Source organism: Lactobacillus sp. wkB10 (assembly GCF_000760615.1).
In the GTDB taxonomy this organism is placed as follows: domain Bacteria; phylum Bacillota; class Bacilli; order Lactobacillales; family Lactobacillaceae; genus Lactobacillus; species Lactobacillus huangpiensis.
This window is the reverse complement of sequence record NZ_JRJB01000004.1, coordinates 68,074-94,402: the sequence shown is the minus strand read 5'-3', so window position 1 is coordinate 94,402 and position 26,329 is coordinate 68,074. Positions and strand designations below refer to the sequence as shown.

Annotated in this window: 23 protein-coding genes and 1 riboswitch; of the genes, 21 read left to right on the top strand and 2 right to left on the bottom strand. The window is 36.1% G+C overall.

The annotated features are described in order from the left end of the window. The 14 genes from LACWKB10_RS03770 to LACWKB10_RS09805 all read left to right on the top strand — a co-directional run bounded on the left by LACWKB10_RS03770 (position 1) and on the right by LACWKB10_RS09805 (position 18,300). A complete protein-coding gene (locus LACWKB10_RS03770; RefSeq protein ID WP_034978900.1) occupies positions 1-783 on the top strand; it encodes a DUF1129 family protein in 783 nt (260 codons plus the stop codon). A 142-nt stretch (positions 784-925) separates the two neighbouring features. Continuing rightward, positions 926-2,650, top strand: coding sequence for an ABC transporter ATP-binding protein (locus LACWKB10_RS03765; RefSeq protein WP_034978897.1), 1,725 nt, complete (start codon positions 926-928; stop codon positions 2,648-2,650). Then, complete coding sequence (locus tag LACWKB10_RS03760) at positions 2,651-4,522, top strand: ABC transporter ATP-binding protein (RefSeq protein WP_369792481.1); 1,872 nt, start codon at positions 2,651-2,653, stop codon at positions 4,520-4,522. It abuts the gene before it with no gap. Positions 4,523-4,710: 188 nt separating this feature from the next. Then, complete coding sequence (locus tag LACWKB10_RS03755; RefSeq protein WP_034978895.1) at positions 4,711-6,237, top strand: ABC transporter permease/substrate-binding protein; 1,527 nt, start codon at positions 4,711-4,713, stop codon at positions 6,235-6,237. Position 6,238: 1 nt separating this feature from the next. Continuing rightward, positions 6,239-7,207, top strand: a complete 969-nt coding sequence (locus tag LACWKB10_RS03750; protein WP_034978894.1) for an ABC transporter ATP-binding protein — start codon at positions 6,239-6,241, stop codon at positions 7,205-7,207. Positions 7,208-7,384: 177 nt separating this feature from the next. Beyond that, positions 7,385-8,071, top strand: a complete 687-nt coding sequence (locus LACWKB10_RS03745) for a response regulator transcription factor (RefSeq protein WP_034978891.1) — start codon at positions 7,385-7,387, stop codon at positions 8,069-8,071. Positions 8,072-8,075: 4 nt separating this feature from the next. Further along, positions 8,076-9,230, top strand: coding sequence for a cell wall metabolism sensor histidine kinase WalK (locus LACWKB10_RS03740; protein WP_034978889.1), 1,155 nt, complete (start codon positions 8,076-8,078; stop codon positions 9,228-9,230). 44 nt (positions 9,231-9,274) lie between these two features. Beyond that, positions 9,275-10,846 carry a UDP-N-acetylmuramoyl-L-alanyl-D-glutamate--2,6-diaminopimelate ligase gene (locus LACWKB10_RS03735; RefSeq protein WP_034978887.1) on the top strand — a complete coding sequence of 524 codons (1,572 nt, stop codon included), beginning with the start codon at positions 9,275-9,277 and terminating at the stop codon, positions 10,844-10,846. A 13-nt stretch (positions 10,847-10,859) separates the two neighbouring features. Beyond that, entirely contained in the window at positions 10,860-11,606 is a 747-nt protein-coding gene (locus tag LACWKB10_RS03730; protein ID WP_034979050.1) for an aspartate/glutamate racemase family protein, read from the top strand. 227 nt (positions 11,607-11,833) lie between these two features. Beyond that, a riboswitch (FMN riboswitch) is annotated at positions 11,834-11,967 on the top strand. Between the two features lie 118 nt (positions 11,968-12,085). Beyond that, positions 12,086-13,147 (top strand): bifunctional diaminohydroxyphosphoribosylaminopyrimidine deaminase/5-amino-6-(5-phosphoribosylamino)uracil reductase RibD, encoded by a 1,062-nt coding sequence (ribD, locus tag LACWKB10_RS03725; RefSeq protein ID WP_235191497.1) that lies wholly within the window; start codon positions 12,086-12,088, stop codon positions 13,145-13,147. Then, positions 13,132-13,737, top strand: a complete 606-nt coding sequence (gene ribE, locus LACWKB10_RS03720; RefSeq protein WP_034978885.1) for a riboflavin synthase — start codon at positions 13,132-13,134, stop codon at positions 13,735-13,737. The genes ribD and ribE overlap by 16 nt, the downstream gene beginning before the upstream one ends. 11 nt (positions 13,738-13,748) lie before the next feature. Beyond that, a complete protein-coding gene (locus tag LACWKB10_RS03715; protein WP_034979046.1) occupies positions 13,749-14,975 on the top strand; it encodes a bifunctional 3,4-dihydroxy-2-butanone-4-phosphate synthase/GTP cyclohydrolase II in 1,227 nt (408 codons plus the stop codon). A gap of 2 nt (positions 14,976-14,977) precedes the next feature. Then, positions 14,978-15,451, top strand: coding sequence for a 6,7-dimethyl-8-ribityllumazine synthase (ribH, locus tag LACWKB10_RS03710; protein ID WP_034978883.1), 474 nt, complete (start codon positions 14,978-14,980; stop codon positions 15,449-15,451). Positions 15,452-15,756: 305 nt separating this feature from the next. Continuing rightward, the gene (locus LACWKB10_RS09805; RefSeq protein ID WP_052060275.1) at positions 15,757-18,300 is read left to right on the top strand and encodes a BspA family leucine-rich repeat surface protein; all 2,544 of its coding nucleotides are present in this window, start codon (positions 15,757-15,759) and stop codon (positions 18,298-18,300) included. 84 nt (positions 18,301-18,384) lie between these two features. Here the strand turns inward: LACWKB10_RS09805 and LACWKB10_RS03700 are convergent, their stop codons facing one another. Together LACWKB10_RS03700 and rpe are read right to left on the bottom strand one after the other, a co-directional pair. Continuing rightward, positions 18,385-19,578, bottom strand: coding sequence for a hypothetical protein (locus LACWKB10_RS03700; RefSeq protein ID WP_152560555.1), 1,194 nt, complete (start codon positions 19,576-19,578; stop codon positions 18,385-18,387). Positions 19,579-19,765: 187 nt separating this feature from the next. Continuing rightward, a complete protein-coding gene (gene rpe, locus LACWKB10_RS03695; RefSeq protein ID WP_034978880.1) occupies positions 19,766-20,410 on the bottom strand; it encodes a ribulose-phosphate 3-epimerase in 645 nt (214 codons plus the stop codon). Between the two features lie 176 nt (positions 20,411-20,586). Here rpe and LACWKB10_RS03690 point away from each other — a divergent pair, with 176 nt between their 5' ends. Genes LACWKB10_RS03690 through LACWKB10_RS03660 form a run of 7 tightly spaced genes read left to right on the top strand, consistent with a single transcriptional unit; the run spans position 20,587 to position 26,210 of the window. Further along, on the top strand, positions 20,587-21,045 hold the full coding sequence (locus LACWKB10_RS03690) for a PTS sugar transporter subunit IIA (RefSeq protein WP_034978879.1): 459 nt from the start codon (positions 20,587-20,589) through the stop codon (positions 21,043-21,045). Between the two features lie 14 nt (positions 21,046-21,059). Then, a complete protein-coding gene (locus LACWKB10_RS03685) occupies positions 21,060-22,412 on the top strand; it encodes a PTS galactitol transporter subunit IIC (protein ID WP_034978877.1) in 1,353 nt (450 codons plus the stop codon). A 2-nt stretch (positions 22,413-22,414) separates the two neighbouring features. Then, the gene (locus LACWKB10_RS03680; protein WP_034978874.1) at positions 22,415-22,705 is read left to right on the top strand and encodes a PTS sugar transporter subunit IIB; all 291 of its coding nucleotides are present in this window, start codon (positions 22,415-22,417) and stop codon (positions 22,703-22,705) included. Beyond that, the gene (locus LACWKB10_RS03675) at positions 22,702-23,226 is read left to right on the top strand and encodes a YjbQ family protein (RefSeq protein ID WP_034978872.1); all 525 of its coding nucleotides are present in this window, start codon (positions 22,702-22,704) and stop codon (positions 23,224-23,226) included. Before LACWKB10_RS03680 ends, LACWKB10_RS03675 begins: the two co-directional genes overlap by 4 nt. Beyond that, a complete protein-coding gene (locus LACWKB10_RS03670; RefSeq protein ID WP_034978870.1) occupies positions 23,219-23,815 on the top strand; it encodes an SIS domain-containing protein in 597 nt (198 codons plus the stop codon). The genes LACWKB10_RS03675 and LACWKB10_RS03670 overlap by 8 nt, the downstream gene beginning before the upstream one ends. After that, positions 23,808-24,350 (top strand): 6-phospho-3-hexuloisomerase, encoded by a 543-nt coding sequence (gene hxlB, locus LACWKB10_RS03665; protein WP_034978868.1) that lies wholly within the window; start codon positions 23,808-23,810, stop codon positions 24,348-24,350. Before LACWKB10_RS03670 ends, hxlB begins: the two co-directional genes overlap by 8 nt. Before the next feature lie 12 nt (positions 24,351-24,362). After that, the gene (locus LACWKB10_RS03660; protein WP_235191496.1) at positions 24,363-26,210 is read left to right on the top strand and encodes a transcription antiterminator; all 1,848 of its coding nucleotides are present in this window, start codon (positions 24,363-24,365) and stop codon (positions 26,208-26,210) included. The last annotated feature ends 119 nt before the right edge of the window (positions 26,211-26,329 follow it).

Below are 26,329 nucleotides of genomic sequence, written 5' to 3'. Positions count from 1 at the left end.
ATGGCAGAAAAGAAAACTGAAGCACAAGCTAAAATAGATACTAACAAGCAGGAAAAATTAAAGGAAAAAGTAATCAATCAAAATATAGATGATGAAGTCAAACAAATGCAGCCTGCCGAGTTGCGTAAACAACTTAGCAATAAAAATTCTGACTATGTTTTTCGCTTGCAAAAAGAACTTGAAGCACAGGGTAAAATGAGTCGTGAAGAGGCTCAAAAAAGAGTAGATGCGCTCTTGAATGATTTAATAATTGCACAGCGTCATGGTCAACCGGCCAGTACATATTACGGCATGTCACCTAAATTAAAAGCTGCTGACATGTTAAAACCCAAAAAGAAGAAAGCTTCAGATATTCCGTTTTGGCAATATGCCACGGATAATGCCCTGTTTTATGTAGCTTTGCTATTTGGTCTTTTTGGCTTAATTGGTTTATTCCAAAAGAACAACAAATATAATTCAGAGATGGGTGCCTTAACTTTGTTGATTGTTGGTGCTGCACTGGGCGTTTTTATGACGAAGTATAATGAATGGGTCTTACCTAATGGCAGTAAAAATCGCAAGATCCCCTGGTCAAAATTAATTTGGGGTTTTATTTCAATGATGGCATTGCTCTTTATCTGCTTTGGCGTTTTATCTCTGAGAGCATTACAAATTATAAATCCTGTTTTGCCTGGAATATATAATTTAATAATTGCTGCGGTGGTATATGGTATTCGCTGGCTGTTCCGTCGACATTATCAAATTATTGGCTCTGCATTTTCACCAGCTGATAGGAGTAAATAGGTGCTTTTTGTCAATAAAAGAGCTATACTTAGATAACTATATGTTTTAAAGGATAAATAGATTTATCATGAATCTATTTATCCTTTTTAAACTGAATACACGTTTAAAAATAACGCATTAATAAATTAGAAAGAGGTATTTAATGATTAACACGCTGAGTAAATCGATTAGGCAGTATAAAAAATTGTCTTTGCTGTCGCCATTATTTGTTACTGGTGAAGTTATCATTGAAATGTTAATACCGTATTTAGTAGGTATTTTAATAGATAATGGCATTATGAAAGGGAACATGCCATATATTACTAAAACAGGTGTGATTTTACTTGTATTAACGGTCGTTTCTCTTGTCTTGGGTGCCAGTGCCAGCTACGCCTCTGCTCATGCTGCTGCCGGTTTTGCATCAAACCTGCGTAAAGATATGTTCTATCATGTGCAAGACTATTCATTTGAAAATATTGATAAATTTTCCAGTGCCAGTCTGGTGACGAGAATGACTACTGACGTTAATAACATTCAGATGTCTTACCAAATGCTGATTAGAATTGCGGTCAGAGCACCAATGATGCTATTGGTTTCAATTATTATGTCGATAATTGTCAGCCCTCGTCTATCACTTGTGTTTGTCGTGATAGCACCTATTTTTGTTATTCTTTTAGGTCTGGTCATTAAAAGTGCCAGCAAGTATTTTCCCAAAATCTTTCGTGGTTATGACCGCATGAACCAAGTTGTCAGGGAAAATGTTCGTGGTATTCGTGAAGTTAAGACCTATGTGCAAGAAGAAGCACAAACCGTTAAATTCAAAAAAGCAGCTGGTTTTATTTATAAACTTTTTGCTACAGCTCAAAAAATCATGTCTCTCAATTCTATGATTGTTATGGCTGTTTTAAATATTTCTAATTTAGCTTTTTGTTGGTTTGGCGCTAAGGAAATAGTTGGCGGCAGTTTACAAACTGGTCAATTAATTTCAATGTTTTCGTATTCAAACTCAGTTCTGGGCAGTTTAAATATGTTAGCTATGATAATTACACAGCTGGTAGTTTCTGGAGCTAGTGGTAACAGAGTTGCCGCTGTTATTAATGAAAAGCCATCAATTGAAAATCCACGAAAACCACTAAAACATATTAATAATGGTGAAGTGATTTTTGATCACGTAAACTTTAAATATGATCCTGATGATAAGGATTTAGCTTTAAGCAACATCAACTTAAATATCAGACCTGGTGAAACAGTAGGTGTAATTGGTCGTACTGGGGCTTCTAAATCGACATTGGTATCTATGATTCCTCGGCTTTATGATACCGATTCAGGAGCTGTGCGCGTATCGGGACATAACGTTAAGTCTTACGATTTAAAAACGCTGCGTGATAATGTTGCCATGGTTTTACAAAATAATGTCCTGTTTTCTGGAACTATCAAAGAAAATCTTAAATGGGGCAATGAAAATGCAACTGATGATGAGATTATAGCAGCTGCTAAAATTGCTCACGCTGACGATTTTATTCGTGAAATGCCTGATCAATATGATACTGTGGTTGAACAAGGCGGTAATAATGTTTCTGGTGGTCAAAAACAGAGAATTACTATTGCACGTGCTCTTTTGAAAAAGCCAAAAATCTTGATTTTAGATGATTCTACTTCTGCAGTAGATACGCAGACTGAACGTCAAATTCGGGAAGCTTTAGCACAGAATATGCCTGATACTACTAAGATTATTATTTCACAGAGAATTGTGTCAATTAAGGATGCAGACCGAATAATTGTAATGGATGAAGGCAAGATTCAAGACATTGGAACTCATGAAGAGTTGATGAAACGCAATGATCTGTACAGCTCAATCGCTAAGTTTCAAGAAGAACAGAAGAAGTAGGTGATTAATTTGGATAAAGCAGTAGAAAACAAAAATAGCCAAAATATTGATAAGCGTTCCACAATCTTATGGCGCCTGCTTAAATTAGTTGCCAGTACTAGTCCCTGGATGCTAGTTGCTTCGACGATTGCTATAATTTTAACAGCCGCAGCCAATGTTTTAGGATCACTATTTATTGAACGTCTGATTAATGTTTATATTATTCCGTTAACTAAGGAAGCACAGCCAAATTTTGGTCCTCTTCTACATGCAATTGCCGTTATGTTTGGGTGTTATGCTATAGGTTTTATTTCTAATTACCTTTTTGCAATGCTGATGGCAGTTTTAGCCCAAAAAGTACAGTTTAGAGTGCGGATGGAAATGTTTGAGCACATGGAAATGCTTCCGATTTCGTATTTTGATGAAAATGACTACGGCGATATTATGAGTTGCTATACTAACGATATTGATACGTTGCAACAAATGATTTCGCAGTCAATTCCGCAGTTTATGAATTCAGCGTTAAACCTTATTTTTGTTTTAGGTGCGATGCTGGTTTTGAGTTGGCAATTGACTATTTTTACTTTGGTAGTTTTTGCACTTTCGATTATAATTGTGCGCTTTTTGACAGTTCGCTCTTCTAACTACTTTCAACTGCAACAAAAGGAATTGGGTGAAGTCAACGGCTACAATGAAGAAATGCTGAATGGGCTCAAGGTAATTAAAGTATTTAGCCACGAACCTGAAGTTGAACAAGACTTTAATGCTTATAACGAATCGCTGAAAGTAGCATCAGGCAAAGCCCACACTTACGCTACTATTTTATTCCCTATCATGGGTAACATGGGTAACCTGCTTTACGTCTTAATTGCTGTTTTAGGCGGAGCCGTGGCAATTAACAAAATTGCACCACTTTCATTGGGTGTCATCGGTGCGTTTTTACAGTTATCTAAGCAGTTTGCAATGCCGATAGCTCAAATTTCACAACAGTTAAATTCTATTGTAATGGCTTTAGCTGGTGCGGACAGAATTTTCAAGTTAGAAGATCAGCCTGTTGAAGTTGATGATGGTGATGTTACTATTACCAAGGATGAAAATGTTAAGGGTGCTTGGCATTGGAACGTCCCACAAAAGGATGGTTCAGTAAAGAAAGTTACCGTTAAGGGACATATTGTGTTTGATCACGTTAATTTTGGCTATGAGCCAAATAAACAAATTTTGTACAATATTTCTATTGATGCTAAACCTGGTATGAAAGTTGCCTTGGTTGGTGAAACCGGTGCCGGTAAGACGACCATTTCCAACATGATTAATCGCTTTTATGAAATCAATTCGGGTACAATTACTTATGATGGTATTCCTATCAACAGAATAAAGAAAGATGATTTGCGCCATTCCTTATCAATCGTTTTACAGGATACTCATATGTTTACTGGCACCGTAATGGATAACATTCGTTTTGGTAATACTGAAGCAAGCGATGATGATGTTTATCAAGCAGCACATTTATCACATGCCGATGAGTTTATTCATCGCTTAGATGAAGGATATAAGACGATTATCGATGGCAATGGAGGCGATTTGTCTCAAGGACAAATGCAACTGCTTAGCATTGCCCGCGCAATGATTGCGGATGAACCGGTAATGATTTTAGATGAAGCAACATCAAGCATTGATACGCAAACAGAAAAACTTGTGCAAGCAGGCATGGATAATTTACTAGCCGGACGTACCAGCTTTGTCATAGCGCACCGCTTGTCAACAATTGTTAACTCTGACTTAATCCTGGTACTTGATCATGGCCATATTATTGAAGCAGGTAACCACGAACAGCTCCTAAAGAAAAAGGGTTACTACTACGAGTTATATACTGGTAAAAAAGAAATTGAATAGAGCTTTTAAAAATATTCCCAGTCTTATTGGCTGGGAATATTTTTTTAAGTAATATCTCTAAGCAATAATTGCTTTTAAAATACCAGTTTGTGTTATGGTAAAACAAAAGAAATTGATCATTTTAATGCTATTAATATAATCTGTTTAGTAAATTTAATGATAGAAAGCAGTAGTAAAAGAATTAAGCGATGAATCAAATTATCCAAATTTTAAGCGAACGCAGGGGAGATTTGGGCGTTGCCTTATTGCAACACCTGCAAATATCGTTAGTTTCATTACTGATTGCAATGGTAATTGCAATGCCTCTGGCTTTCTGGGCAGTAAAACACACCCGGGCTGCAGAATTTTTATTACAAATTGCCAGTATATTGCAGACAATCCCTTCATTGGCACTGTTGGGTTTGCTAATTCCCCTTGTTGGAATAGGGACAGTACCTGCTGTTATTGCTCTAGTTGTATACGCTTTATTACCAATTTTTCAAAATACTTATCTGGGCTTAACTGAAATTGATCCTGCTCTTGAAGAAGCTGCAGACGCATTCGGCATGTCTCGTTTGCAAAAGTTGCTTAAAGTAGAATTACCTTTAGCTATGCCAACAATTATTTCTGGTATCAGGACAGCACTGGTTTTAATTATTGGAACTGCCACTATGGCGGCTTTAATTGGTGCTGGTGGTCTTGGGAGTTTTATTCTATTGGGAATTGACCGTAATAATACCGCTTTAATTGTTATAGGAGCAGTATGTTCAGGGATTTTAGCGATCACGTTAAGTGCTTTGATTAAGTGGCTGGAGCATGCATCGGTTAAAACTGCTTTAGGAATTTTAAGTGTCAGCATCATATTTTTGGCCGGAAGTGGCATTTACCAAGCGGTTACCAGTCAAAAAGCAACTGTTACTATTGCTGGCAAGTTGGGTTCTGAACCAGAGATTTTGATCAATATGTATAAAGATTTAATTGAGCAAGACGATTCACATGTGCAGGTGACTCTGAAACCCAATTTTGGTAAAACGACCTTTTTATACAGTGCTTTGAAAAATGGCAAGATTGATATTTATCCTGAATTTACAGGGACCGTTTTGGAAACTTTTGCCAAATCTCCTGTGAAAACGGCAGGTCTAAGCGAAAAAGAGACTTATGAAAAAGCTAAAAAATTAATGTATAAGCAAGATAAACTGACTTTGCTTAAACCCATGGCGTATGATAATACTTATGCTTTAGCTGTCAAAACCTCTTTTAAAAATAAAAATCATTTAAAGAAAATCAGTGATTTGGCTAATATTACTAATCAGTTAAAAGGTGGCATGACTTTAGAGTTCATTGACCGTGGGGATGGTTTTAAAGGGATCAAGAAATTATACAAAATCGATTTTCCGGTTAAATCGATGGAGCCGGCCCTGCGCTATCAAGCAATAAACCAGAACAAAGTTAACGTGGTCGATGCATATTCAACTGACAGTGAGTTGCGACAGTATCATCTAAGTATTTTAAAGGATGACAAACATAACTTCCCTATTTATCAAGGTGCTCCTTTAATGAGTAATGACTTTGCAAATAAGCATCCCCAAATTGTGCATAGTTTGAATAAATTAGCAGGCAGAATTACCGAAAAGCAAATGCAGGAAATGAACTATGAAGTAAACGTTAAAAATATGGATCCGGGACAAGTTGCACATAATTTTTTAGTAAAACAGCATTTGCTTAAGGAGAAGTAAGATGACTTCAGCGATAAAATTTGATCATGTAAAAAAATCGTTTGCTGATAAAGTAGTAGTAAATAACCTTAATCTCGATGTTCAGCAAGGTGAATTGTTCGTTTTAGTTGGCAACTCCGGTAGTGGGAAAACTACATCTGTTAAAATGATTAACCGTTTGGAAGACCCAAATTCTGGCCTGGTTTTAGTTAATGAACGGCCTACTACAGAATACGATGTGCAAAAACTGCGCTGGCAAATTGGCTATGTTTTGCAGCAAATTGCACTTTTTCCCAACATGACAGTTGCTCAAAACATTACTCTGATTCCAGCGATCCAGGGTAAGAGCAAAAACCTTGATGAAACAGCTACAAGGCTATTAGAAAAAGTGGGGCTGAATCCGCAGGAATATGCCTCAAGATATCCGCGTGAATTATCTGGTGGGGAGCAGCAGAGGATTGGAATTTTGCGGGCAATTGCCTCTAAGCCACCAATTGTCTTAATGGATGAACCGTTTAGTGCCCTTGATCCACTTTCAAGGGCAAATTTGCAAAAACTGGTTGTTGACTTGCATCAACAGCTTCATAACACCATTATATTTGTCACTCATGATATGAATGAGGCGCTGCTTTTGGCGGACAGGATTGGTATTATGAAAGATGGTCAATTATTGCAGGTGGACAAACCAGAGGAGATTTTAAGACATCCTGCAAATGACTTTGTAAGAGACTTTTTTAAAGGCAGTTTGGGCAATAACTTATACGAAACGCCTTTGAGGCAGGCGGCTTTATTTAATAAATATAAAAAAGATGATTCAAGGTCACTACCTGATATGTTGGTAATTGGTGAAGAAGAAACTATCGCTAGGCTGCTGCAGCTGTTGTGTGATCATGAAGCGTTGGCAGTGCAAAATCAAAGTAAGGAACTTTTAGGATATATTGATCGGCAGTGGATAGTGGAATATTTAAATGGTATTAGTAATTTAAATTAAGAAAGCAAGCTGGAAAAATCCAGCTTTTTTAATAAAATAATAAAGTTATGCTTGAATATTAGTAGTTTGTTACAAAATTGTCTAAAATATTAGACATAGATTCTGCTACACTATATTTAGTAGAATGGAAAAATAAAACGAATATAATCAATAAGTAAAAAGAAGGGAATTAGCCCTATGAAAATTTTAGTTGTTGACGATGATAAAGAAATCGTCGAACTGTTAAGTATTTATCTAAAAAATGAAGGTTATACCCCAGTCGTTGCATACAGTGGCAAGGAAGCCATTACGAAATTAACTACCACTCCAGATATTGCTTTAATGATTTTGGATGTTATGATGCCTAATATGAGTGGAATTGATGTTATCAAGGAAGTTCGTAAAGACTCTGATATTCCTATTATCATTGTGTCTGCTAAGACGGGGGATATGGATAAAATCCAGGGTTTAATTACAGGCGCTGATGACTATGTGTCAAAGCCATTTAATCCATTAGAGGTTATGGCGCGAGTTCGTTCGCTTTTACGTCGTAGTCAAAAGCAGGTCAAAGATGATGAACCCGACATTCTTGAAGTTGGACCGCTTATTATTAACCGTGATTCACATGAAGTTAAAACAATTGATGGCAAAGATATTCAGTTAACTGCTTTGGAATTCGGTATTCTGTATCTTCTCGCCAGTCACCCTAATCGTGTATTTTCTGCTGATGAAATTTTTGAACGGGTTTGGCAACAGGAATCGATAGTTTCTGCTAAAACCGTTATGGTGCACGTTTCGCACTTGCGTGACAAGATTCAAACGGCCACAGGCGGCGAAGATGTTATTCAGACTGTTTGGGGTGTAGGCTATAAAGTTGAGGCTTAGCTAGATGAAAAAAGAAAGGGTCAAGCTGACAGCTGCTGAAAAAAGCGAGTTGTTTGCTGAAGGCGTTATAACGGTTATTTTGCTGTTATTGTTAAACCTATCGGTGATTATTTTAATCAACTTGACAATTTTACAAAATAAAAACCTGGTTAACGGCATTTATTTTTTAAAAAAGACCATTACTTTTGCTGGTGGACGCCATTTATGGTCTTGGCAAAATACCTTTATTATTTTTATGGGTATTGGCGATTTAATCGTTCTCTACTGGCGCTTAATTCGGCGTTATCATCAAATGCAGTTAAGACATGTTATTTCTGAACTGCATTATATTGCAAAGGGACATTTTGATCATACAATTTCTTTTAAAGTCAAAACAGACCTACAAAAAGTAATTGATTCGATTAATTCATTAGTTGATAGTACAGTCAACGCAATCAATGAAGAAAAGGCGATTGAAAAATCTAAAGATGAATTAATCAGTAATGTTTCTCATGATATCAGGACGCCCTTAACTTCTATCATTGGATATTTGGGATTACTTAAATCGGGGGTGTCAGATCCAGCAGATCAGCAAAAATATCTTAATATCGCCTATATGAAGGCAGAGCAAATGAAGTCTCTGGCTCATGATCTGCTTGAGTATACAACGTTAAAATCAACAAGTACTAAACTAAATCTGTCTTCTTTACATATTTTTTCTATGTTAGAACAGGTGGCAGCGGGATTTGAATTTGAAGGTCAAGAAAAAGGGATAGTATTTAATATTGAAGCAAGACCTAAAAATTTAACGATTGAAGCTGATGCGGAAAAGTTAGTACGCGTTTATAACAATCTCATTACCAATGCTTTGAAATATGGTACAGGGGCAACACAAATTAATTTGATTGCTAATTTGGTCAACAACAATGAAGTTGAACTACGGGTAGAAAATAATGGTGCCCAAATTCCTGAAGAGTCGTTAAAAAAAATATTTGAACGGTTCTATAGAGTAGAAGGATCTCGGAATACTAAAACAGGTGGTACAGGACTGGGTCTATCAATTACCAAAAGCATTGTTGATCTTCATCACGGCAAAATTCGTTGTGAATCTGATAAAGATTGGACACGTTTCATTATTTGTCTGCCTTTGAACCTAAAGAGTGAAAAAACTCCAGCATAGCTGTGGTATAATTTTGACTGAGATAATAAATAGAGGAGTATAGCATGAGTATTTCTTTAAATACCTGTATTTTAATTTTAAAAGAGCACCATCTGCTTAAATCGAGTGCTGTTCAGGACACCGTCCCATCTAAAATGGAATATGTGTCATATGATTCACGGGATGTTCAAACCAATACACTGTTCTTTTGTAAAGGTGCTGGCTTTCGTCCTACCTTTTTGTCAATGGCAAAAGCAAATGGTGCCAACTGTTATGTAGCAGAGCAACCATATCCAGAAGGCAAGGGAATGCATGCACTGATTGTGCGCAATGTTTCTAAGGCAATGGCTCTATTATCTGCAGCCTTTTTCCGCTTTCCTCAAGATGATTTATATTTAATTGCTATTACTGGTACTAAAGGTAAAACCACTACTGCTTATTTTCTAAAAGGAATGCTGGATCAAGTCAATGGTGGCAAAACAGCACTGATTTCTTCTGTCAACACAGTTGTGGGTCAGGGAAAAGATGATACTTTTAAATCCAGCTTAACCACTCCTGAATCACTTGATTTGTTTCGTGATATGCGAACGGCTGTGGACAATGGTATGACGCACATGGTTATGGAAGTTTCCAGTCAGGCTTATAAGAAAAACAGGGTGTTTGGACTAACTTATGATTTAGGCTTTTTCTTAAACATTTCACCCGATCATATTGGACCTAATGAGCATCCTAACTTTGCTGATTATCTGCACTGTAAACTGCAATTATTGGTTAATGCGCGCAAGTGTATTATTAACGCTCAGACTGACCATTTTGACGAAGTTTATGCTGCTGCCACGACTACTACTGATCCAGACAGTATCTACTTGTTTGCTGACGAAAAATTTACCAATCCGAACCTAAAACAGACAATTGATTTTCGCTTTGCAACCGAAAAACTTGATATGGCTCAGACTAAATTCCAGGTATTATGTGTCAGTGACAAAGCAAAGCAGCTTAAAATAGCTGGTGATTACCAGTTAAAGATGCTGGGTGACTTTAATGAATCAAACGGTACGGCTGCAGTAATTGGAGCCGGACTGGCCGGAATGAACCATGACGATGCTGCTAAAGGAATTAGTCAAGTAACAGTTCCTGGACGGATGCAGACAGAAGTGACCAAAGACCATGGTGTAGTGGTTGTAGATTATGCACATAACGAAGCTTCCATGATGGCACTTATGGGCTTTATGCAACGTGAATTTAATAATCCAAAAATCATTGTTGTTGTAGGTGCTCCAGGTGATAAGGGTGTCTCTCGCCGTCCCGGTTTTAGTCACAGTTTAAATGCATATGCGGATAAAGCTTTTTTAACTACTGATGACCCTGGATTTGAAGATCCAAAAGAAATTGCACAGGAAATTGATGCCGGAATTGATCATTCTAAAGTTGATGTAACAATAGAACTAGATCGTAAGAAGGCCATATATGAAGCCATTAATTTATCGAAAAAAGGTGATATTGTCCTGATTTGCGGTAAAGGTGCAGACGGTTTTCAAAAAATTCGTGGTGTAGATACACCATATCCATCTGATATTATGGTTGCTCAACAGGTAATTAATGAGCTTGAAGGCAAAAAAGAACACTTTAGAAGTTAGAAAAGCAGGTATAATGAAACATTTTTTTAGTATTATTGGCGGTATGGGCACTATTGCGACTGAAAGTTATGTCCGGATGATTAATCATCGTATCAAAATTACTAAAGATCAGGATTATTTAAATTATATTTTAGTTAATGATGCACAAGTTCCTGATCGTACAGCATATATCAAAGATCCCAGCAAGCCTAATTTCTTCACTGCTTTGCGTGAGGATATGCTCCAGCAAGCACAACTAAAGCCTGATTTTTTTGTAATGCCATGTAATACGGCTCATTATTGTTATGATGACTTGGCTAAACTGACAGACATACCTTTTTTGCATATGATGCGTATTGCTGTTCATAAGTTTATAACCGATTATCCACAAGAGAAAAAAATTGGTTTAATTGCCACCGAAGGATCAATTTACGATCATTTGTATGAAGATGAGATTAAAGAAGTAGGGCGCGAGGTTGAACTTGGAGGATCTGAGATTCAGCCAATGGTTACTGAACTGATTTATTCAAATATCAAGGAAAAAGGTGTGGTTAATGGCGAACTTTACCACCACATATTGCAAACAATGCATGATCAATATGGGTGCAATGTGATTTTACTGGGCTGTACTGAATTGTCGCTGGCTCAGGAAAAAGCTCCAGATCATCCTTATAACGTTATCGATCCACAGGTGATCTTGGCTGACGTAGCAATTGAACTGGAACTGAAGATACGTGCGGGAATGGATCCAAAAGCAGCTATAAAGAAATATATGTATTAACAGTTGACTGGTGATGCATCTAGATAAAATTTAAAAAAGCAGTAATTAATTTAGTTACTGCTTTTTAATTTTGAAAATTATTTTTTATTAAGTATAAAATAAGAAAAACCCAGTAAATAGCCTTTATAATTTAACTTAGTAGCTGTCTATAATTTTTTAATAATATTAACAATAAATTTGCTATTGCCGATAGTGCATAACTATATTATACTAATAACAGTTGAATACGGTTTCTTCGGGGCAGGGTGTAATTCCTTACCGACGGTGACAATTAATAATTGAAGTCCGTGACCCGCGTTTTGCGGTGGAACTAGTGCAAGTCTAGTACCGACAGTTAAAGTCTGGATGGGAGAAGAACAAACAAGATTAGACAGAAAACTCGCGTCGTTATTAAACTTCGCTGAAATCTTATTTGATGAATATAAAATAAGCCTCGTTGATTTTATCAACGAGGTTTTTAATGCTTAGGAAGTGAAATAGTGCAGGATAGAGATTATATGCAAATGGCAGTCCAAGAAGCTTTAAAAGCCCAGGGAATGACTTGGACAAACCCATTAGTTGGTGCAGTTTTGGTTAAAGATGATCAGGTTATAGCAACTGGCTACCACCATCAATTTGGCAAAGAACATGCGGAAGTAAATACACTGTCGCACTTAGCAGATCCCAAACAAGCTCAGGGAGCAACTTTGTATGTAACATTGGAGCCTTGCAGTCATTATGGTAAGCAGCCACCTTGTTGCAAAAAAGTAGCCGAGGCCGGAATCAAAAAAGTTGTTATCGGTCAGGTCGATCCTCATCAAATTGTGGCAGGTAAGGGCATTAAATATCTTAAAAGTCATGGGGTTCAAACTGAAGTCATTGGTGGCACTGAGAGTTTAAATGTTGCGTATAACTTTTTTTATCAGCAAGAAAGACCATTTGTGACACTTAAATATGCAATGTCTATTGATGGCAAAATTAATGCCGCGGGCAAAAGAAGAACACTTTTGACTCGGGATGCGGCTCAACTTGATGTACAAAAATTGCGGTTGCAAAATCAAGCCATTTTAATTGGTGCAAACACATTACGCATCGACAATCCGCTTTTAACTGTCAGAATAAAAAACTTACCACATCCACCTATTAGGATTGTTTTAACTAAGGATGCCAATCGGTTAGACTTTACCAGTCGAATATTTAAGACTCGCGGTCAAATTTGGTTACTGAGTGAAACAAACTTAACTCAAAATGTTGGAGAAAATGTGTGCTGTTATACTGCTAGCAATTGGACACCCCAAAAGGTAATCCGGCTTTTGGCTGAACATGAAATTCAATCGTTGTTAGTTGAAGGTGGAAGCAATGTACAGGCCCAGTTTATAGCAACTGATTTGGTGGATGAAATAGTAACATATATTGCACCTCTGGTGTTGGGTGGCACAGCACTGTCTGCTGTGTACGGACAGGCTTTAACAGAAATAAGTCACTACCAATTATTGGATGTTAAAAGTTTAGGACAAGACGTAAGAATTCGCGTGAGGAGAAAAGGATGTTTACAGGAATAATTCAAACAACGGGTACGATTACCCGCTTGGAAATTAGTGCGCAACATGCAAGACTAGGTATTTGTGCACCTGAACTGATACAAACAGATTTGCCATTGGGAGCAAGTATTGCCGTGAACGGCATTTGTTTAACCATTACTGACTGGAGCGAAGAAGACTTTGCAGTTGATGTAATGCCAGAAACAATGAAAAGAACTAATCTAGGCAAGTTGCAAAAAGGTAGCTTGGTAAATTTGGAGCCTTCACTAGAGTTAAACGGCAAACTTGATGGACATATTGTTGCAGGACACATTGATACAACAGCCGAGCTGGTAAAACGAGTTGAAAACGAAAATTCTATTGAATTGGAATTTCAAGTACCACATAAGTATGATCCCTTTATTGTTGAAAAAGGATCAATTGCTATTGATGGTATTAGCCTAACAGTCACGATGGCAGAGAATGATCATTTTGGAGTAAGCTTAATACCTTATACCATCCAAAATACTACTTTGGCTCACTACCAGGTAGGCGATAGAGCAAATATTGAAGTGGATATGATTGGTCGCTACGCAGTTAAGCAGATTCAGGCTTGGAAAAAAGAATTTTGATGGAGAAAAAAATGACAGAACAATTGAATGAAAAAATACAAAAAGTATTACAGCATATGTTAAAAGGCGGATTGGTAATTGTGGCTGATTCACCTCAGCGCGAGTCTGAAGGGGATATGATTGGCTTAGCAGAAAAGGTTACACCACAAGCAGTTAATATGATGATTACTAAGGCTCGTGGATTATTGTGCGTACCAATGAGCAAAGCTTATGCCGACCGTTTGCAGTTGAAGCCAATTGAAACGGGTTCGAACGATACTTTTGGCACGGCCTTCACTCTTAGTGTTGATTCCACTGAAACTACGACGGGAATTTCAGCTTTTGACCGGGCAAAGACTATTAAAAAATTGGCTGATCCTAATAGCCAATGGTCTGATTTTTACCATCCTGGTCATGTTTTTCCGCTAGTAGCTAAAGAAGGTGGGGTATTGGAACGTACTGGTCACACCGAAGCAGCATTAGACTTAGCCAGATTGGCCGGAGTTGCTCCTGTTGGCTTTATCTGCGAATGCATTAAAAAAGACGGAACGATGGCTAGACGTAAAGACTTGAAAGCTTTAGCGGAAGGACTAGGCATTCCTTATTTGACTATTGAAGAGTTAATTGAATACCGCAAAAATCAGGAAAACAAAGATTTGGGGATTGAATCTTTTACTAAGGTTGATTTTCCCACCAAGTACGGTCACTTCCAGCTTGAAGGGTTTAGAGATAAAAAGCATCCCGAAAAGCAGCCTACTTTGTTAATTAGCAAAGGCGAAGTTAAAAAAGGTGAGCCACTTTTGCTGCGGCTTCACAGTGAATGCTTGACAGGGGATGTTTTTGGCTCTAAACGCTGTGATTGCGGCGCTCAGTTAGCTGAAGCACTAACTAAAATTGAAGAAAATGGTTCAGGAGCGGTTTTATACTTGCGTCAAGAAGGTCGGGGAATTGGTTTGGAAAACAAGTTACGAGCCTATAAATTGCAAGATGAAGGTATGAATACGGTAGAAGCTAACCAGCATCTAGGCTTGCCGGTTGATGCTCGTCGCTACAATGTCGCAGCCGAAATCCTAAGACAAAAGGGCGTTAGTGAGGTTAATTTGATGACCAATAATCCTGACAAAGTGGCACAATTAGAAAACTATGGTATTAAAGTTGCGAAACGAATACCAGTTGAAGTGGGCATGACTGCAGAAAACAAAAAATATTTAGCGACTAAAAAACATGAAATGAATCATATTTTAAATGAGGTGGATTAATTATGAAAGAAATTAACGGAAACATTGCTCAAGGACAAGATAAAAAGATTGGTATTGTTGTTGCTCAGTTTAATGGTGTGGTAACGGATCGTCTCCTTTCTGGAGCTGTGTCACAATTAAAAAAATCGGGCGTGAAAGATGAAAATATTGTGATTGTGAGAGTACCTGGAGCATTCGAAATTGCCCGCACAGTCAACTGCTTGGCAAAGAGTGGCAAAGTCGATGGCATCATTGCACTCGGAGCAGTAATTCGGGGCGAAACAGCTCACTTTACCTACGTTTGTGAAGGCACTACCTCACAGTTAGCAGCAGCATCAGCAAATGGCACAGTGCCAGTGATGTTTGGCGTGCTAATGACTGATACGGTTGCACAAGCAACTGATCGTGCCGGTGGTAAATCGGGCAATAAAGGTGCAGAATGCGCCACGGATGTGCTAGAGGTTTTAAATATAGAAGAGCAAATTAAACAATTATAATTACTACATTTAACCACTGTTCATAATGACTAGAAAACAAGTCGCTTCTACTATCAGAAACGACTTGTTTTATTTTTTAATTAATAAATATATTGTTAGTATATAATTATATATTGCATAAAAGCTGTTGGTGTTATTTTATATTTTGAATTTTATTGTGGTATTTTAATTTCTTTATCATTATTTTAGTAAAAATAATTTAAAATAAACTTGCTTTGTTATTGTTTAATATATATACTGAAGGTGTAATAATATGCATATTTTTTTAGGTAGATAAAAAGTTACATTTACGATAGAGGTAAGAAATGAATAAAGGATTAGATCACAACAAGCGGACTGGAGCACTGCTTTTTAGCAGTTTAACGGCAGCCGCACTTGGTTTGATGAGTTTGAATACTAATGTGGTAAAGGCTGATAGCAATTCAGGAACACAAGACACTGCACAAAGCTTTAATAGGAATGATAATGATATTCGTGTTGAAACTCGAGTAGCAAATAATACTATATCTCAGGCAAATAATCAGGGCGCTACTGCTGATAATGCGAATACCACTGCACCAGAAGGAAATACTAATGGTACTACAGATAATGCAGATGAAACTCAAAATGGGAGTGTAGAATCACCGCAGGGCAACAATAAAGATTCCAACTCTCAAACTTCTGCTGGTAATGATCAACCAGAAACAGACATCACTAAGAATGAAAATAAAATTAGTACAAAAACTATTAAAACAGGTAAGTGGGGTAATGCTGACGAAAGTTATGATAGTGATACTAACGTATTAACTGTAAGTGGGAGTCATGATAAGGATAATCCGACTATTGTAAGTAATGCTGGTCTTGTAGCTGGATTTCTAGGTCAAAATGGACCAGACCCTGAGTGTACGCATGTAAAAAAGGTAATCTTTGACGGCTACTTTAAAGTTGTTGGCGATGTTAAGTCAGTTTTTATTCGTCTTAGAGGCCTAACTGATATTGAAGGTTTAGAAAACGTTGATACTTCGGAAGCAACCACCATGTATGCCTGGTTTAGTCAATGCAGTAGTCTTAAACACGTAGATCTTTCTCATTTTAACACCTCAAATGTTAAAAACATGTCTTATATGTTTGACCGCTGTACCAATCTCGAAGATCTTGACCTAAGTAAATTTGATACTTCCCAAGTCAAAGATATGTCATATATGTTTGTTGGTTGCAAAAGTCTCAAAGAATTAGATTTGCAGAATTTTGATACTTCCCAAGTCACAAATATGTCATGGATGTTTGCAGGGTGTGAGAGTCTTGCAAAATTAAATGTTACTAGCTTCAATACCGCTAATGTTAAAGACATGTCATATATGTTTAATCACTGTGCAAGTTTGACTAACATTGATGTACACAGTTTTGATACTAAAAATGTTGAAAATATGAAAGCAATGTTTAGTATGTATTATTCATACTCTAGCGATACGAGTTCAGTATTCGGTTGGGATTCCAGCCTTGTCTCACTTGATCTTTCTAACTTTAATACTAGTAAAGTTACGGATATGTCACTTATGTTCATGAAATGTACAAAGCTAAAAGACCTAAACATCTCTAGCTTTGATACCTCTCAAGTTACAACTATGAATAGTATGTTTCAAGGATGTAATAAATTAACATACTTAGACCTGCGCAACTTTGATACTGCAAATGTTATAGATATGTCATACATGTTTCGTGATACGAATAGTTTAGTTGGTTTGAATTTGTCAAGTTTCAATACTTCTAAAGTAAAAAGCATGAGTCAAATGTTTTATCTCTACGCTGATCCTAAAGAAGATGGTAAATATCCTAAACTTTCGAACTTAAGAACCCTAGACATCAGCAATTTTGATATGAGTAGTAATGGTAGCACCTATGATATGCTGAAAGGGCACCAAAACCTGCTAGTTTTGAAACTGGGAAAAGGAAACAAACTCGTTTCAATTATGGGTCTTGATACACCAGGAACTTGGTTAAATGTTGGAAAGAAAACAATGCAGGATCCTGAAGGCTCAGAAAAATGGTCATCAGGTGATCTGATGAAAAATTGGCAAGTTGGTGCAAAAGATGAAACGTACGTGCGTGAAACTACAATAACAGCTCACTATCAAGATGAAAAGGGCAAGACGCTTGCGCCTGATGAGACCTACACTGGCACATACAGCACTCCTTATGAAGCTAAAGTTAAAGAAATTCCTGGTTATGTTTTAACGGCTATGCCGAAAAATGCTAAAGGACTGATAGGCGAAAACGTAGATGATATTATGTTTATTTATCAAAAACCTACTGACAATGTTAACGGTAAAACGCCTGTTAAGGCCGCTGATGTAACGGTTCATTATGAAGATGAAAACGGTAATCAAATCGCTCCTAATGTTATTTTAAGCGGTAATGTTGGTGACGGCTATCAAACTGAAACAAAAACTATTTCCGGTTATACGTTAAAGACCAGACCTAATAACGCTACAGGTTTCTTTACCAGCCAACCTCAAGATGTGGTTTACGTTTACACGAAGAATGATCAAAGCGCTAAGGAACCGGGAAAAGAACCAGGACAGGAACCAAGCGACAATGACAATAGTCATAATTCTAGCGGTAATACAAAGCCGAATAAGAAGGGAACACATAAGACTAATAAAAAGGCAAATAAAGAAGGCAAGTCTACCGCTAAGCCAAATAACGGTTGTGAACAACTAAGTAAGTCTAATGGTGCAAGTAAAAAGACCAGAACTTTGGCTCAGACAGGTTCAGATAGAAAATCTCAAATAGGCATGCTTCTTTTAGGTATTTCAGCACTAGTTTTGAGTCTTTTAGGTGTGGGGACTAAACGCAGAAGAAAAGAATAATAACTGTTTGAAGCACACTAATTTAAAAAGTTAACTTAAATCAATCATTTCTTTTATGAGGGATGGTTGATTTTTTACCAATTTTTAATTGATCATTTCTTGGCGATACCGCTGCACATTATTGCCAAGAAGGCTAAAAACAAGTAAAAGGGCAATTCCTGCAGCAAGTAAAGTAAGAGCTGGTTTGTGGCAAGCATTGGCGATTGCAGATATTCCGACAGTAAAAATGATATTCAAGAGAGCACTCCCCAGCTGCAGGAAACTCGATTGGGAAGACTGCACCTCTTTACCGGTTCTTTTAATTCTAGTTTTATTGCACCAATTAGCGATTGGTAAAGTTTCGCCATATATCAGTACAGTAATAACAGTCATAGTAACGATTGTTTGGTTTAAAAAGAAAATTCCTAAAGCCAGCGTGGTAATAAATACTAAAGTACTAAGTAGCCAAAATGTATTATCAGAGTGAATAAGAGCAGCACCTAAGAAAAGACCGCTGACTACGGCAACTAGTAGCCAGTAAACGTGACTGTAGTTAGGATCAATCGCTTTCCAAAAATAGATCATCAACCCATTAAATACTGATTGGAGAGCACTGGTAAAAATGGCGACAATAATTGAGGCGCGTAAGCCTTTGCTAGCAGTTATTTTGTGCCAAACTGTCACGAGGTGGGTTAAAGTTTTAAAACTATTTTGGCTTTTTGTAAAGTGCCTCTGGCGTAAAGCAATAGAGAGAAAGATGTTTATAAAAAAGCCGCCGCTTGCTACCAAGAGAAAAGACAAATAGTTGCGGGTAGTAAAAATTAAAACTGCCATCGCTGCCACACTGGCAATATTACCAATAAGTCCGGCAATGGAATTATGGTTAATAGTTCGCTCCAGTGCATTATCAGTCAGAAGTGACTTTAAATTCCCAGTGAAAGATAACCCTTCTACTAAGCTAAACATTGTTATACAAAGGTCAACGAGAATGTATAAGGGTACAAAGTATTTTTGCGGGAAAGTAAAAGGGAGTAATAAAAATAAACTCAGTAAAATATACATCCAGATAAGCATGCGTCGCTTATCAGTGTTGTCGAGCTTGGAACCAATAAATAAAACGCTCAAAATAAGTGCTAACGAACTGATACTCGAAATTAAGCCGTTAATAACGATATTATCTGAATATTCACGGATAATTAGTGAACCACCAATTCCAACTAAGATGCTGCTAAAATTCGTCAAAAAATTGATTAGTGGTAATAATATTTGATTACGACTGAGAAAGTTATTATTGTCCAATTTTGTCACGCTTTCGTTTTGTATAATGAGAAGCGTAACATGTAGAAATTTTGCCGACACCAAAAGTAACATAAAAGGCCGTTTCTTTTACTTGAAACGACCTTTTTTAATATGCAAAATTAAATTGTATTTAAAATTGGCTTTCAAAAGGGATAAAAAGACCATTTCCATTAAGGAAATGGCTTTTTTATATATTTTTTAATGTTTGAATTTTTTTTTTAAAATCGCCTTTAAAAATGTAAGAACCTGAAACTGCAATATCAAGTCCTGCTTTTTTTAGTTCACCAATATTTTGGTTGCTAATGCTGCCATCGGCTTCAATTTGATAATGATAATGATTAATTTGTCTCAGTTCATCCAGTTCTTTAACTTTGTTAATAGTATTGGGGATAAATTTGGCACCACTTGTTCCAGGATTAACTGACATGACCATAACTTGATCAACGAAATCGAGAACAGGAGTTATGGCATTGACAGGAGTACCGGGATTAATAATAACTTCGCTTTTTTTGCCTGCATGTTTAATTAATGATAGAGCACGATGAATATGCTGTGTTGATTCTACATGTATGCCAATTACTTTCGTAGTTTTACAACAGTAGTGGTTAATTAATTTTTCTGGATTATTTACCATCATATGAACATCGAGTGGGATTGAAGAGTAATCACTTATTTCCTTAACCAGATTTTCGCCGAAATCAATTTCAGAAACAAAAGTACCATCCATTACGTCAATATGAAAATAATCAGCTCCTCCTTTTTCTAATAAAGTTAGTGTTTTTGCTAGATTGATTTTAGGGCCACTATGTAAAGATACGGCTACTTCGACCATTTTATCTCCTCCTTAATATAACTTATAGCCAATACGCTCTTTTATTGCAAAATAATTTTTGCCCAGTAAGAGTGAAAGTTATGCTCCTTTTATTTTCACCTTGCGGTGCAAAATTGCTTTTTCCTTTAATAAATAAAGCGCTTAATATTGTGACATAAAGAAAGGCGGATGAAGGAATGTTCTTCGATAAAAGAATAATCAAGCTAGATGTTGATGCAAGAAATAGCACAGAAATAATTACCAAAATGGCTAAAGCACTGAAAGAAAGGGATGTAATTAAAGATAGTTATTTGGAACATGTTTTAAAACGGGAAACCGACTTTCCAACTGGGTTAGAACTTGAAGAGGGATTTGGAGTGGCAATCCCTCACACGGATTCGGCATATGTCAATACTTCACAGATAGCTCTAGCAACTTTAAAAAACCCCGTTCAATTTAAAAGCATGGTAAATAAATCTGTCAATGTCAAAGTTAACATTGTCTTTATGATTGCAATGAGCAAGCCGCATGAACAGGCGCAGTTATTAAGCAATTTAATGACTTTCTGCCAAAATAAAACGGCTATTAAAGAGTTGATGTCAGCATCTGAAATTGATCAAGCAGATCAAATATTGAAGAAATACGGATTGAATTAAAGGAGTGGTAAAAAATGTTTGTACAGGCCATACATTGGTTCTTAAACTTAGGCTCAACAGTTGGTATACCAATTATTATCATTATTTTGGGTCTCATTGTCGGTTTAAAACCATCTAAAGCACTGATTTCCGGTTTGACCTTAAGTGCTGGTTTTATTGGAATGAACATGGTAGTTAACATGATGGCTACTAACTTGCAACCTGCAATTAAATTGATGGTTGCAAGATATCATTTGTCGTTAAGTATTATGGATGTTGGTTGTGGAGTCGGAGGGCCACTTGCCTTTTCCAGTTCCTTAGGTGTTTTAGCAATTCCACTAACTATTTTAATAAATCTGGTTTTAGTGTGGATTGGTTTAACAAGAACACTGAATGTTGATATTTGGAATTTATGGCAACCAACATTTATTGGTTTGCTGGTATGGGCAGTTTCAGGTAATTATGTATACGGCATAATTGCTTTAGCTGGTGGTTTTCTACTGGAATTGTTTTTAGCAGACTTGATGCAGCCAATTACGGAAAAGTTTTTCAACTTGCCTGGTATTGCTGTAACTCATACAATGGCTCTTTCAGCCACAATTTTAGCTGTACCGTTAAACTGGTTATTTGATAAAATTCCAGGATTTAACAAATTAGACGCAAGTCCAGAAAAAATTCAAAAACGGTTTGGCGTTTTAGGTGATCCATTAGTTATTGGCTTTATTGTAGGAGTTGGTATCGGACTACTAGCTGGCTTTGATGTTTCTGGTATTTTGCAACTTGGAGTTGAAATGGGCGCAACTTTGAAGATCATGCCAAAAATGATTTCAATGTTCATGGAAAGTTTAACCCCAATTTCTTCAGCAACCCAAGAGTTTACTAAAAAGCATTTACACGGTAAAAAAGTAAACATTGGTATGGATGCTGCTTTAACTGTTGGTCATCCAGCTGTGATCGCTACTAGTGTTTTAATGATTCCAATCTCACTGTTCTTAGCCACAGTTTTACCTGGTAATAAAGTTTTGCCTCTAGGAGATTTAACACTTTATGTTTATGTATTTACTCTATTAGTTGGTGCTTTTAAAGGCAATATTATCAGAAGTTTAATAGGAGCAGTCATCTATTCGGTACCAATGCTGTATTTGTCTACTTGGCTTTCACCATTAGTAATGAAGAGTTTCAGGTTGGCCAATTACAGTATTAATACGAAAGGTGCGTTTTCGTTCGAACTGTCTGGATTATGGACAAATTCAATTTTCGTTTGGATGACGCAAAACTTCGGTCTTATTGGTTTGGGTGTTTTGATAGTTGTTTTACTTGGCCTTCTATACTACTTAAATGTAATTAAGAAATTTAATGCTGGTCCAAGTGCAGAGAAAGGTGAATAATCATGAAAAAAATGTTAATTATGTGTGGTGCTGGACATGCTACTTCAACCATTGTCCACGCAAAAGTTAATGACTGGCTAAAAGAGAATGGCTTTGAAAATGACGTTGAAATTAAGCAATCTGCTGTTAGTCAAGAAGTTGAGAACATTCAAAATGGCAATTATGATATTGTTATTTCAACTACGATAGTTCCTGATGAAATTAAAGACAAGGTAATTAATGGTGTAGCTCTTTTGACAGGTATTGGTACAGATCAAGTATGGGACAAAGTAAAGGCAGCTATTGAATCATGAGTTTCTATTTTGATGAATTAGAGCTAGAAACAGTCCAAGGCAGACCTTCTTATCATATGATTACGGAGCAAGTAAAGGACGCTGTTAACAAAAGTAATATTGCTAATGGCATTTGCTTAGTGCAAACTACGCATACAACATGTTCTGTCTATTTTGACGAGTATATGCATGACAAAAATTACTATGATGATGATTTCCTGCAAGTTGATCTAACTAATGTATTAGACAAGATAATTCCTCGTCAGCAGTCAGAGAATTATCCCTATCTTAGCCCTGGTCCAGAGCATATTGCTTATGGAATGAAAAAGACTGATCCTAATTATCCGGCGGTTAAATGGACGATGTTAAATACAGATGGTCATTTGAGATCAGATTTCCTTGGGTCAAGCGTTACCTTGGGAGTTAAGCAGCATAAACTACTTTTAGGTTCAGTTGGTCAGATCTTTTTTGCAGATTTTGACCAAACTAGAGCAAGAAAAAGAAAAATTGAAATCACAATTCTAGGTGAAACAGATGAATAATTATTCGGCACTTTTCCAAGCTGAAGGCGAAGAAATTATTAAGCTTGGTCAAAGCATTAGTGAAGAAGATTTTACTCATTTACTGAAAACCATAGAAAAAAATACTAATAATGTTTTTCTCACTGGTTGTGGTACTTCAGCAATGGCAGCCCGCAAAGCAACCCACACATTAAATGTTGTAGGTATCTCAGCTTTTTATCTTAATCCGTCAGATGCAGTTCATGGTGGCTTAGGACAAGTGAAAAAAGGCGATACTGTCATCTTTATATCAAAAGGTGGTTCTACTAAAGAATTAACTAGTTTTGACCAAAATGTTAAAGAAAAACAGGCAAAAATTGTCACTGTAACTGAAAATGTTGATTCGATTTTGGCAAAAAATGCAGATTTGGTTGTAAAAGTTAAAGTTGAAAAAGAACTGGATGAGTTTAATATGCTGGCTACCACCAGTACTTTGGCTGTCATTTCTCTATTTGATGTTATAGCAACAATACTAATGAAAGATGAAAATTTTACCAAAAAAGCCTTTTTATTAAATCATCCTTCTGGTAAAGTGGGACAGCGACTAGCAAAGGATGTCAGAAATGATTGACGAATTTGATCAAATTATTAGTGAACTTAGCTATATAAATTGTGATCTCACAAATGAAAAAGCTGACCAAATTTTAAGAATGTTTTTGAATGCCAAAAGTATTTTTCTTTCGGGTGAAGGCAGAAGTGGCTTAATGATAAATGCTCTTGCAAATCGGTTAACGCAGTTTGGCCTTAGAGTACATCTAGTCACTGAGATAACAGCACCAGCGATTGGCAAAGATGATTTATTAATTTTTAATTCTGCTAGTGGTAAATCATCAACTCTTATTTCGCAAGAAGAAAGTGCTAAAAAAGCAAAAGCAAAAATTATAGTTTTTACAGCTAATAAAAAGGCACCGCTTAATCAAAAATGTGATGTGACTGTATTAATTGAGGCCCAAGACAAGGATACAGCTGGCTCTTCAATTCAGCCTATGGGAAGTTTGTATGAACAATCTTCTTTACTATTGTTTGACAGCTTGGTATTAAGAGCTCTTCATACTAATTTGGTTACAGCAAGTCAATTACGTTCAGTACACTCTAATCTTGAATAGGTGAGGAGATAAATGATGGGTGGCAACAGAGATTTATTAGATTTTTTACGACAAAATAATGAATCTTGGATCACTGCGAAAACTCTTGCAATGAAACTGGCAATTTCGGAAAGAACGGTGAAAAATAGAATAGCTCAGTTACGTCAAAACAATATTGAAATTGAAAGTGGACCAAAAGGTTATAAATTTAAAGGTAGTAATGAAACCCAGGTAAAAAATAGGAGCCTACCTATAACCGTCAATCAAAGAAGCTCGTGGCTGATACGAAAATTGATTATGGCGGAAGAACCAATCAATATTTATGATTTATCTGGTCAACTTTACATTAATGATGTGGAGCTAAGAAGAGAAATAAAAAATTTAAGCAATGAGTTTTCCAATTTTGATCTGAAATTAGTTCGTTCTGGTGATTTTTATCATGTTGAAGGAAAAGAAGAAAATAAAAGGAAAATATTGTCATCAATCATATATCATGAATTGAACGGGACGCTGTTAAATGAAAAAGCAATTCAAGAATATTTTCCTGATGTTAAAGTTCATTTAATCAGCAAAATTTTAAGTCAAAGTATTTCTGAAACTAAGACAAAATTAGATTCTTTTAATTTTAGCAATTTCTTATTACACCTGGTAATTATGATTGATCGTTCTGATGAAACAATAGAAAAGCCGGATGTTAATAAAATTGATAATGTTTTAGTACATCGACTTGTAGAAGAGATTAATAATAAAACTGACTATTGCTTATCCGCATATGATGTTAAGCAACTGGTAAATATGTCGGAATTATTAATAGGGAATCATAAGATTGAAGTACCCGAAAAGTCACAAATTAATAAGTTATTTAAGAGAATCGTGTTGTTTGTGAGAAAAACCTATGACTTAGATCTCGACGAAGAATTATTTAAGAAAAGATTTTTGCCACATTTATTACGTTTAATAGATCGTTTTAAAAATAATGATACAATTCATAATCCCTTGGCAAAAAATATAAAAAACTCTTCACCTACAATATATGAATGTGCTACTTTAATAGCATATGAAATAAATAATGTGTTAGGTATTTCAGTTAGTGAAGAAGAAATTGCTTTTATTGCTTTGCATGTAGGTAATATCGTTACCGAGCAAATCAGGAATGAAAATAAAGTTATCGGTCAGTTGTTTATGCCGGAATATCATGGTAATGCTAAAGACACTGTAGACATTATTGATCAAAAATTTAATAATGATATGGCTTTACTTAATACTATTACCGATGAATCTGATATTTTAGATGAAACGCAACTGGTAATTGTGGCAGACTCAAAACAAATTATAAAAAATCATAATTTTGTGCAAATCTCTAGTTTTCTGTTACCTAATGACATTAATAAAATTCAAAAAGCAATTAAGCAGATTAAGGATGCAAATTTATCTCAAGAATTAAAACGTGGTCTGGCAAAATTTACATCTAAAAATAACTTTGTTAGAGAAAGTGGCAGTCGGAGTGCTTCAGAAATTATTCACTGCATTTCTACGCAATTTATTAAAGAAAAAATTGTTGGTCAGGATTTTGAAAAAAAGATTTTAGAAAGAGAAAAGCTTTCTAGTACAGCTTTTGGATCAGTTGCAATTCCGCACCCTATCGATTATGATGCCGAGAAGAGCCAGTGGTTTATTTATATTAACCCTAAGGGAATAAAATGGGGAAATCAGTTAGTTTATTTAATTATTACGTTGGCTTCTAGCAAGAAGGATGAGAAGAAATTCCGTAAAGTTTTTGATGAACTATCTGAGGTTATCATTAATGATAATAAAGTTTCTAAGTTAACTGCCAGTAAAACGTATGATGAATTTGTAAATGAAATTGTAAAAGTTGAATAATTAATCAGTAATATAAAAATGTATTGTTATTTTGGATAGCAGTACATTTTTTTGTTGGCAATTTTAAAAATTTACTTTCTCACTGTATAACTAAACCTTTATAATTAAGATACTATGTT